Annotated in this window: 9 protein-coding genes; 3 read left to right on the top strand and 6 right to left on the bottom strand. The window is 65.7% G+C overall.

Annotation, left to right across the window (positions count from 1 at the left end; all coding sequences use genetic code 11):
* The coding region (locus FV242_RS35020; protein ID WP_187278648.1) for a hypothetical protein at positions 1 to 475 on the top strand (475 nt) is incomplete at its 5' end.
* A gap of 93 nt (positions 476 to 568) precedes the next feature.
* Here FV242_RS35020 and FV242_RS31500 read toward each other — a convergent pair.
* The 6 genes from FV242_RS31500 to FV242_RS31475 form a co-directional block, all read right to left on the bottom strand.
* On the bottom strand, positions 569 to 2,167 hold the full coding sequence (locus FV242_RS31500) for an ATP-binding protein (protein WP_187278647.1): 1,599 nt from the start codon (positions 2,165 to 2,167) through the stop codon (positions 569 to 571).
* Between the two features lie 136 nt (positions 2,168 to 2,303).
* Entirely contained in the window at positions 2,304 to 2,636 is a 333-nt protein-coding gene (locus tag FV242_RS31495; protein WP_147941675.1) for a circadian clock KaiB family protein, read from the bottom strand.
* Positions 2,633 to 2,977: a circadian clock KaiB family protein gene (locus FV242_RS31490; RefSeq protein WP_147941674.1), complete on the bottom strand. Its 345-nt coding sequence runs from the start codon at positions 2,975 to 2,977 to the stop codon at positions 2,633 to 2,635. Before FV242_RS31490 ends, FV242_RS31495 begins: the two co-directional genes overlap by 4 nt.
* The gene (gene kaiC, locus FV242_RS31485) at positions 2,974 to 4,668 is read right to left on the bottom strand and encodes a circadian clock protein KaiC (protein WP_147941673.1); all 1,695 of its coding nucleotides are present in this window, start codon (positions 4,666 to 4,668) and stop codon (positions 2,974 to 2,976) included. The genes FV242_RS31490 and kaiC overlap by 4 nt, the downstream gene beginning before the upstream one ends.
* Positions 4,658 to 4,855: a hypothetical protein gene (locus FV242_RS31480; protein WP_147941672.1), complete on the bottom strand. Its 198-nt coding sequence runs from the start codon at positions 4,853 to 4,855 to the stop codon at positions 4,658 to 4,660. The genes kaiC and FV242_RS31480 overlap by 11 nt, the downstream gene beginning before the upstream one ends.
* A gap of 249 nt (positions 4,856 to 5,104) precedes the next feature.
* A complete protein-coding gene (locus FV242_RS31475; protein ID WP_210248984.1) occupies positions 5,105 to 5,794 on the bottom strand; it encodes a YoaK family protein in 690 nt (229 codons plus the stop codon).
* Positions 5,795 to 6,071: 277 nt separating this feature from the next.
* On the opposite strand from FV242_RS31475, the gene FV242_RS31470 reads away from it, so the two are divergent.
* Both FV242_RS31470 and FV242_RS31465 read left to right on the top strand, forming a co-directional pair.
* A complete protein-coding gene (locus FV242_RS31470; RefSeq protein WP_147941671.1) occupies positions 6,072 to 6,716 on the top strand; it encodes a ParA family protein in 645 nt (214 codons plus the stop codon).
* Between the two features lie 65 nt (positions 6,717 to 6,781).
* Positions 6,782 to 7,090, top strand: coding sequence for a hypothetical protein (locus tag FV242_RS31465; protein WP_147910931.1), 309 nt, complete (start codon positions 6,782 to 6,784; stop codon positions 7,088 to 7,090).
* Positions 7,091 to 7,463: the final 373 nt, after the last annotated feature.

Below are 7,463 nucleotides of genomic sequence, written 5' to 3'. Positions count from 1 at the left end.
TGCCTTCGCCCTTCGCATGCCCCCCGAGATCAAGGCCGCCGCCAAGGCCCTGACCAAAGTCGGGTTCGACGAGCCCTCCGACCGCGGCGAGGGCTACATCAACAATGTTTGGCTCCACAGCATCAACGACGCCCTCTGCTACCTGCTGAAGACGGGCCTGAAGGGGACGCTGACCCACATCGACGCCGCTATCGCCGACTTCACGAACCGCGTCGCGATCAGCGGAGAGATGATGGCGTGGTTCCTCCAGAACCCGGCCGCCTCGAACATCCTCCCGCACAACCTGCCCGATGACTCCCGCGCCCGTGCCGCGCTGCAGGAGATCATGAGCCCGGACGGCGTCGAGGATGAGGATTGGGTCGGCGGCATGAGCCGGCGCCAAGTGACCCATGACTATGCCGGGGAGCAGCAGCGGCTCTATGATTTGGTCGAAGCCAAGGGCGTCATTCAGAAGACGCTGGCCGCCCAGGGCTAAGCATCCGCAGAGGGTGGCAAGCGGACCCAGACCCTCCGCCCCGAAGCGGACATTCCACCTCCGACCCAAAACAGGCGAACGGCTCTGAACGTCCTACTGCTTCGCCTCGATCATCGATCGGATGCGGGCGGCCATCTCTTCGATCGGAAATGGTTTGGTTAGCACAGCCATCCCAGGAGCGAGATGGCCGTTGCCAAGGATCGCGTTCTCCGCGTAGCCGGTGATGAACAGAACCTTCAGATCGGGCCGCGACACCCGGGCCGCGTCCGCCATCTGTCGCCCGTTCATGCCCCCGGGCAAGCCGACGTCGGTGACGAGGAGATCGATGCGCACGTCCGATTGCAGCACCTTCAGGCCCGCCGCGCTGTCGCTTGCTTCAATGGCGAGGTAGCCAAGGTCTTCGAGAATTTCGGTGACGAGCATCCGCACGGACGGCTCGTCGTCCACCACCAGAACGGTCTCGCCCTGGTCGGAGCGGGGTAAATCGGCGAGCAGGGCGGTCGGATCATCGACAGCGACGTCGCCGTAGTGGCGCGGCAGGTAGAGGCAGACCGTCGTTCCCTCGCCGATCTCGGAATAGATGCGCACCTGTCCGCCCGATTGCTGCGCGAAGCCGTAGATCATCGATAGGCCAAGCCCGGTGCCCTCGCCGATGGGCTTCGTCGTGAAGAACGGCTCGAACACCCGGGCGATCACTTCGGGGGGCATGCCGGTGCCGGTGTCGGTGACGCAGAGCGAGAGGTACTGGCCCTCGGGAATAACGTGCTTGATCGCGGCTGGCCGATCCAGCCACTTGTTGGCGGTCTCGATAGTGATGCGCCCGCCACCCGGCATCGCGTCGCGCGCATTGATGCACAGGTTCAGCAGCGCATTCTCAAGCTGCGGGGGATCGACCAGCGCGGGCCAGAGCCCGGATGCACCGACCACCTCGACCAGGATGCCCGGTCCGACCGTGCGCTGGATCATCTCGTGCATGCCAGCGACGAGCCGGTTCACGTCGGTGGGCTTGGGATCGAGCGTCTGGCGACGCGAGAACGCCAACAGGCGATGCGTCAGGGCGGCGGCGCGTTTCGCCGCGCCTTGAGCAACGGTCATGTACCGATCGACGTCGGTTAGCCGGCCCTGCTGCATGCGGCTCTGCATGAGTTCGAGCGAGCCCAAGATGCCCGCGAGCAGGTTGTTGAAGTCGTGAGCGAGGCCGCCGGTGAGCTGGCCCACCGCCTCCATCTTCTGCGCCTGTCGCAACGCTTCCTCGATGCGCTCGCGCTCCTCGCCTTGCTGCTTAAGCTGTGCATTGGCTTCGGCCAGTTCGTGCAGGTGCTGGCGCTGCTCGGTCAGGTCGGTGAGCACGCCGCACAACAGGGCGACGCCGTCGCCCCGGCTCAGACGGCTGAGCGAGAGATTGGCCGGCACGTGCGATCCGGTGCCTGGTTGTAAGCTGATCTCGCCGCGGGCCGCGCCGTTGCGAGCGGCTCGCGCCAGCAGCCGGATCAAGACCGGACGATCCGCTTCGTGAACGAAGGCACTGAGCGGCTGCCCGATCAGCGCCTCCGGTGGGTGCGCGAGCATCGCCGCGATGCGCGGGTTGCAGTACAGCAGCGCCCCGTCCGAACTGAGTGTGAACGCGCCTTCCTGGATCTGCTCGATCAGCACGCGGTAGGGCCGGTCGGCGTTCTCCAGGGTGTAGACCAAGCGCTCCTGGTTCGGCCCTTCCACCACGACCGCGTCGAAGTCGCCGCGGCGGATCGCAGCGAGCGTCTCCTCGCTCTCCTCTAGCTGCGCCTCCAACTCACGGATGCGGGCACGAGCTGCGTCGAGGGCGGTCGGATCAGCGCCCGGGCTCATCACCGCCTCCGGGAGGCGAGAAGATGCCGAGGCCGCGCAGCACCCGCGCCTCGTCCGAGAGGTCGCCGATGATCCGGCGCACCGGGAGCGGCGTCAGCTTGAGCAGGGTCGGCGCCGCCACGACCTGATCGACCTCGGCTAGCTCCGGCTGCTGATAGATGTCGACGATGGCCAGGCTGAAGCGGCCGGCGAGGTAGCGCCGGCAGATCCGATGCAAGTTCTCGATCGTGCGCTGCGAGCGCGGGCTCGTGCCGGCGATGAACAGGCGCAGTTGGTACTCGGCCGGGTTCGGCGCGTCTGGCCCACCCGGGCTCAAGGCGTGGCGGGATCGCGCGGACGGATGTCGAGGCCGACCAGCACCTTCTCGGTGTTCGAGAGGTCGCCGATGATCCGCTTCAACGGGGCCGGCAAGCGGCGCACCAGGGTCGGGATCGCCAAGATCTGATCGCCCGCGGCGAGCTGCGGGTTCTTCAACAGGTCGATCACCTCGATGTCGTAGCGCCCGGCGAGGTGCTGTTCGCAGACACGCTTGAGGTTGACCAACGCGGTCATCGACTTCTGCGTCTGCCCGGCGACGTACAGGCGCAAGTGATACTGACCCGGGTCGCCATCTTCCTCGGAGACGGGATCAGGGGTGGATGAGATGCGCTCACTCATTCGGCCGCGCTCCTGCGTCGGGCGATGTCGGAGCGGCCGCCAGCCAGCTGCGTCTCGCGTTGAGCGTCTTCACCCAGGAGTAGGGTCTCTTCCTCCTCGGCCGTCTCCAGGCTCGCCCGCAGCTCGGCGATCTGACGCTGGATCCCCTCACGTCGCCGAACCACCTCCCGCTTGCGGCGTTCGCTCTCCTGCCGACGGCGCAGCTCAGCGGCTTCCTCTTGTGCCTCCTGGACGACGCGTGCGGTCCCGGTGAGCACGCCGGCCGGCCCGATGTAGGCGTCGACGAGCTTCAGCCCGGTCGCTGCCATCTGGAACTCCCGGACCTGGTTCGAGTGGCTCATGCCGCGAGCCTTGATCACGTAGAGCGTGCGCGAGCGCTCGCCGTTGGCCTCAATATCCTGCAACTTGATCCACACGTCCATCAGCGAGGACAGGCCGAGGTCGCCGGCCTGACCGAAGGCGCCGTCAGTGCGCAGGCTCGTGAACACCGCGGTGATGCCGCGGCTCTTGAGCATGTCGACCATGCGCAGCAGCGTGGCCTGAAGTTCGACCTCCGGGCCGCGCAGAGCCGAGATCGGGTCGATCACCACGAGGTGGGGCCGGAACTGCTCGATGTCCCGGTGCATCCGCGCGAGGTGCATCTCCAGCCCGTACAAGGTCGGGCGGGCGGCCTCGAACCGTAGCAGGCCACTGTCCACGTGCCGAGACAGATCGAGCCCGACCGAGCGGGCGTTGCGGCAGATCTGCTCGCCGCTCTCCTCGAACACGAACGAAAGGCAGCGCTCGCCGCGGGCGCAGACCGCCTCGACCATGTGACCGCTGATCGTGGTCTTACCGGTCCCGGCCGAGCCGGAGACCAACACGCTGGATCCGCGGTACAGGCCGCCGGGCCCGAACATCGCGTCGAGGCTCTCGATGCCGGTCGAGACGACCTCATTCGACACCTCGTAGCTAAGGTCGGCGGCTGTGACCGGTAGGACGCTGATGCCCTGCTCGTCGATCAGGAACGGGTACTCGTTGGTGCCGTGCGCCGAGCCGCGGTACTTCACGATGCGCAAGCGCCGTGTGGTGATCTGGTCCTCGACCCGGTTGTCGAGCAGCACCACGCAGTCCGAGACGTACTCCTCCAGGCCCTGTCGAGTGAGCTGGCCCTCACCGCGTTCGCCGGTGATGATCGCGGTGAGCCCGCGATCCTTGAGCCAACCGAACAGGCGGCGCAGCTCGGATCGCAAGATGGCGGCATCGCTCAGGCCGGCGAACAAGGTCTCGATGGTGTCGAGCACGACGCGCTTAGCGCCGATCGTATCGACGGCGTAGCCGAGGCGGATGAACAGGCCTTCGAGGTCGTACTCGCCGGTCTCCTCAATCTCGCTGCGCTCGACCTTGACGTGATCGACAACGATCTTGCCCGCAGCCACGAGGCCGTCGAGGTCGTAGCCGAGGGAGGCGACGTTGGCAGCGAGGTCCTCGGCGCGCTCCTCAAAGCTCATGAACACGCCGGGCTCGTCGAACAGCGTCGCGCCGTTCACGAGGAAGGTTGTGGCGAACAGCGTCTTGCCGCAGCCGGCCGCGCCGCAGACGAGTGACGGCCGCCCTGCGGGCAGTCCGCCGTAGGTCACATCGTCGAAGCCGTCGATGCCAGTGCGCGCCTTCGGCAGGGTGGTGGCGTGCGGGGAAGGATCAGAGGTCACGCGGCAGTTCCCTGGCCAGCCCAGCGCCGAGGTGCCCACGTGCGGGGTGGTCGGGCGTCATCTCTGCGATGCGCTGACGCAAGGCGGTCTCGATGAAGTTGGTGAGCGTGCGGTTGTCCTGTCGCGCGCACTCTCGGGCGGCAGCCAACACGGTCGGGTCGATCCGCAAGGCGAGCGGTGTCTTCATCGCCACCTTCTCCGATGCGGACGCAGGCCTCGCTTATCGTCTTGTATCGAGGACAGCAATACAGCCGAGCCGGACGCTCGCATGGAAGCGTGGCTGCCGCTAACGCACTGGCGGCACCGAGTTCTTTGAATGCGTGTCGGTCGTCCTTTTGGGTATGCTTGTGTGGAGACGAAGGGCCGCTTTGGATGGTGGGCGGACTTCGACCTGTCATCCGGAAGCGGAAGTTCCGCTTCGCTCCGAAATTGCGGCTCACGAACCCGGTTTCTGGTCGGGAACGATCAGCAGGACGAGGAGGATGAAGGCCGGCACGAGCACACTCCAGAAGGACAAGGCGGCAACACCGAACGCTCCTGCGAGTGCGCCCGCCGCGAACGCCAGCACGGCGGACAACGTGCGCCGCAGCCGAGTGCTTACCTGCTCACTGAGCCTCGCCCCGCACAGGCGGTCGGTAAGATCGATCACGGCCTGAGTGACGTTCACGGTCATCACGGTCGTCGCCGCCAAGTGGCCGATCACCAGACGCCCGATCCCGTTCTGGATGCCCATCGCAGCGACCCCGAGCATGCCGACGCCGATTGCCTTCGAGCCATCCGGTGAGCCGAGCGGTGACATAGCTACACCCGCAATCGCAAAGGCGATCAGGACGGCAGCTTCGAGTGCCAGCAAGGGGCGAAGCGGCGACGATCCTCTCCGCTCAAGGGCCAGGGTGATCAGGCGCGTGATGGCGACGGCCAGGATGAACGTCGGTAGGGCGAGCAACTTGGCGAGGACGCCGGTCGAGGTAGAGATCAACTCCGCACCGATCAGGACGAAGTTGCCGGTGACATGGGCCGTGAAGAGGCCGGTCAGGGCGATGAAGGCGGCGGCGTCCACGAAGCCGGCGATGAAGGCGAGCCCGGAACCGATCACGGTGTCTCTAGCAGTGTGAGCGAACACGATGCATCGGCCTCCTCAGCGCCCAACCCGGTTATAGGGCTTCATCCACCAAGGTGCTGGAAAGCGGACCTTCCGCGGGTCTGCAAATGGTCGGGAAGCGGACCCATCTATCTGTACCGTAGGAGGAACAACCGGTCTGGCAACGACCATCGCTGACCAAAAACCTGCAACCCTGCATGCCGGTGTTGCGGCGAGCCTCTTCCCCGCTTCGCCGCAAAGCCTTAATCGAGGGATGGAAGGATGCCGGTGGTTCGGGTTGCCGGTGATCAGGGAAGCCGCGATGCATGTGATCCTGGTGGCGACCCAGAAGGGCGGCAGCGGCAAGTCCACCCTCTGCGCTCATTTCGGGTCGTTGGCCCAACGCGAAGGGCCCACGCTTCTGGTCGACGCCGATCCGCAGGGCTCCTTGTCCTTCTGGTACAAGCGCCGCTCAGCCGAGACCCCGCTGCTTGCTAAGGCGGACGGCAACACGATCGCCGGGATCCTCGACGCAGCGGAGGCCGACGGTATCGCCTGGGCGGTCGTCGACAGCCCACCGCACAACGCGCCGTTGACGGCCTCGCTGATGTCTCGCGCAACCGTGACGGTGATCCCGGTCAGGCCTGGCCCGTTCGACCTCGACGCCGTTGCGGCGACCCTGGCGATGGCCCGCAGCCTCAGGGCGCCGATCGCTTGCATCATCAACGCCGCGCCGCCGCCGACTAGGGACGCCGAGATATCGATCGTCGCCGAGGCGCGCGCCATGCTTTCCGGGATGGGAGCGCCAGTGCTCCCCGGCCAGGTGTCGCAGCGCGCCGGCTTGAGCCATGCCCTGATTTCCGGCCAGTCCGTGAACGAGTACGACCCCCAGGGGAGGGCGGCCACCGAGATCGCGTCCATGTGGTCACAGGTGGTCGCGCTAGCCCACGAATTCCGCCGCAAGTAGTAGAAGCGGCATCGCGGTAAGCCGCGCATCCTGCATCCCTTTAACCCGCAATCGAGGCATCAACGATGGCTGGCCCGGTCCGTCCGAAACTCAACAGCTTCGTGGAGCAGAAGGCGTCGGCACCTGTGCCCGCTGCGGCCGTGTCGGATGATGCCGAGCCCTCGCGGGAAGCCGAGCCGCCTGCCCCTGGCCCGTCCGACCTGAAGACGATGCAGGTCCGCGTGAACCGTGCGGGCTGGGTCGAGATGTCCAGGCTGGCGCAGGACCTCGACATTCCGCTTGAACGACTGATGGTCGATGCGTTCAACGACATCCTACTCAAGCATCGCAAGCCGCCGGTGGTCGAACGGCGATTGCCCATCAAAAAGGGGTGAACTGGCTATCCAGAGGGCGAGGCTCCCCAAGCCTGATCGCAGGCTTGCAGGTTTTAAGGCATTCCGGACGGGAGGAATGCCGCCGAGGCTATAGGACCGCGCGCGGGTCGCGCGGGATAGGGCGAGCCTCTTCATAGCCAATTCCCGTACCGTCCCAGCGAGCGCATGGCGGTGCCAGCGAGGGCCCACCAAGTTGGGTTGAGGACCAGCGAAAATCCGAACACAGTTTTCATAGCCGGACGGCTACGGAGGCTGGCGATGGCGACTTGTAAAATATGCAACGACACGCTCAAGCATAGTAATATACGCCAAGCTAGCCGATCATCAGGTTGTAAATGTTCGGAAATACTAACTACTGAAAGTATAAGTCTAA

It is taken from the genome of Methylobacterium sp. WL64 (assembly GCF_008039945.1).
Taxonomy (GTDB): domain Bacteria; phylum Pseudomonadota; class Alphaproteobacteria; order Rhizobiales; family Beijerinckiaceae; genus Methylobacterium.
Note: the sequence above shows the minus strand (reverse complement) of the source record. Positions and strands in the feature narration are given on the sequence as shown.

Bases quoted from the DNA above. Each gene is read 5' to 3' on its own strand.
- FV242_RS31470 (WP_147941671.1), top strand. From the start codon at position 6,072: ATGCATGTGATCCTGGTGGCGACCCAGAAGGGCGGCAGCGGCAAGTCC.
- FV242_RS31480 (WP_147941672.1), bottom strand. From the start codon at position 4,855: ATGAAGACACCGCTCGCCTTGCGGATCGACCCGACCGTGTTGGCTGCC.
- FV242_RS31465 (WP_147910931.1), top strand. From the start codon at position 6,782: ATGGCTGGCCCGGTCCGTCCGAAACTCAACAGCTTCGTGGAGCAGAAG.
- FV242_RS31490 (WP_147941674.1), bottom strand. From the start codon at position 2,977: ATGAGTGAGCGCATCTCATCCACCCCTGATCCCGTCTCCGAGGAAGAT.